Annotated in this window: 2 protein-coding genes; one reads left to right on the forward strand and one right to left on the reverse strand. The window is 65.1% G+C overall.

The window, feature by feature from the left end; translation table 11 throughout:
• The first annotated feature begins 86 nt into the window (after positions 1-86).
• Positions 87-833, forward strand: coding sequence for a low temperature requirement protein A (locus tag AHiyo1_RS21725; protein WP_275937094.1), 747 nt, complete (start codon positions 87-89; stop codon positions 831-833).
• A gap of 53 nt (positions 834-886) precedes the next feature.
• Here AHiyo1_RS21725 and AHiyo1_RS21730 read toward each other — a convergent pair.
• Positions 887-1,924, reverse strand: a 1,038-nt coding sequence (locus AHiyo1_RS21730) for an aldehyde dehydrogenase family protein (protein ID WP_059389963.1), incomplete at its 5' end; no start/stop codon positions are given.

Raw genomic sequence — 1,924 nt, forward strand, 5'->3', positions numbered from 1 at the left:
GCCAATGCCGCCATTCGCGTGGTTCTGCTGATCTTGTGGCTGTACCAGCACCGTGAAAATCGGCCGAATTTCCGTGGCGGATTTGGATCTACAACGGCGGCACGGCCGTCCTCTGGCTCCTCTCCGCCTCCTTACCTCTCCACATTGCCGTCGTTCTGTGGGCCACCGCGATCGTTGTCGAGATTGGCATGATGGCTCTTAGCGCCCGCCTTTGGCCTGACCGCGGCATCGCTGGCATCAACATCGAGCACGCATCCGAGCGGCTTGGCTTGTTCGTCATCATTGTGCTCGGCGAGTCCATCTTCACGATCGTCACCGAGGTGTCTGACGATTGGGGCCCGGGCGCAGGCCTGCTCGGTGCGCTCGGATTCCTCGTGGTTGCCCTGCTCGGCTGGGCATTCTTCCAATACGGCACGGGGACAGTCACGGCAGGGCTCGAGCGACTGCAGGCCCGGTCCGATTTCGCCGGGATCCTTCAGACCACGTTGTTCATGCCGTTTCTTCTGGTTTTGGGGGTAACTGCAATCGCCGGGGCCATTGCGACGGCCATTCCAGCCCCCTATGAGCACTTGCCCTTCGGTTCCGGGATTTCTCTCGGGGGAGGTCTGGCCCTCTTCTATGGTTGCAATGCGATCGTGTCGCTTCGCTACGGTCAGCCTCCGCGCGCGGTGCTGCCGTGGGCGGTGCCGACCGTGGTGATCGCCGTGTTGCTCATACCGGTGAGCGCTGTGGTTCCCGCCGCCGTCGCGTTGGCCCTCGCAGTGGTTGTCCTGCTCCTTGTCACCGTCTACGTCGAGATTCAGAGGCGACGGCGGCACGCCCCAACTAGCTGACAGTTGTTGTCGTTCTGGGGCCTCAATACGACAACAACTGCTAGTCAGTTGGGTCAGCCGTTGATCACCTGGGGGACCCCGAGGGCTTTGAGGCCTTCGACGCCGAATTCCAGGCCATAGCCGGATTGCTTGGCGCCGCCGAAGGGGACCCGCGGGTCGACGTTGCCATGTTTGTTGATCCATACGGTTCCGGCCTCAAGGCGGGCGGCAACGTCACGGGCAGCGTCCAGGTCGGAGGACCAGACGGAGGCGCCGAGTCCGACGTCGAGCGCGTTCGCCATGGCGACGGCCTCGTCCACGGTGCCGTAGCGGATGATGGGCAGGGCCGGGCCGAACTGTTCCTCGGCGACGAGGGGGTTGCTGTTGTCGATGTCGGCTACGAGGGTGGTGGGGTAGAAGTTGCCGGGCTGGCCGTCGTCGGGGTTGCCGCCGAGCAGGATGCGGGCGCCGGAATCGCGGGCGGCATCCACGAGCTTCGCGACGATGTCGTACTGCTGCCGGTTCTGCAGCGGTCCCAGCACGTTCGCCTCGTCCAAACCAACCCCCATGGGCATCGCGGCGGCAACGGCAGCCAGCTCGGTGCACACTGCTTCATAGAGGGAGTCGTGGACGTAGAGGCGCTTGAGTGCGGCGCAGGTCTGGCCGGTGTTGATGAAGGCACCCCAGAAGAGTCCTTCGGCGATGGCTTTGGGGTCTGCATCGGGCAGGACGATGCCGGCGTCGTTGCCGCCGAGTTCGAGAGTGAGGCGCTTTACCGTGTCCGCGCTGGAGCGGATGACGGCCTTGCCGGTGGCGGTGGATCCGGTGAACATGACCTTGCCGATGGCCGGGTGTTCGGCGAGCCGGGCGCCGACGTCCCGGCCGCCGGAGACCACCGTGAGGAGGCCTTCGGGGAGTTCTTCGTTGATCACGGCGGCCAGGGCCAGCACGGACAGGGGTGTGTATTCGGAGGGTTTGACGACGACGGCGTTGCCCATCCGGAGGGCGGGGGCGACCTGCCAAATGGTGATCATCATGGGCCAGTTCCAGGGGCCGATCGCGCCGACGACGCCGATGGGCCGGTAGTGGAGTTCGGCGCGGGTTTCGCCGTC

Origin of the sequence: Arthrobacter sp. Hiyo1 (genome assembly GCF_001263615.2) — a bacterium.
Classification (GTDB): Bacteria; Actinomycetota; Actinomycetes; order Actinomycetales; family Micrococcaceae; genus Arthrobacter.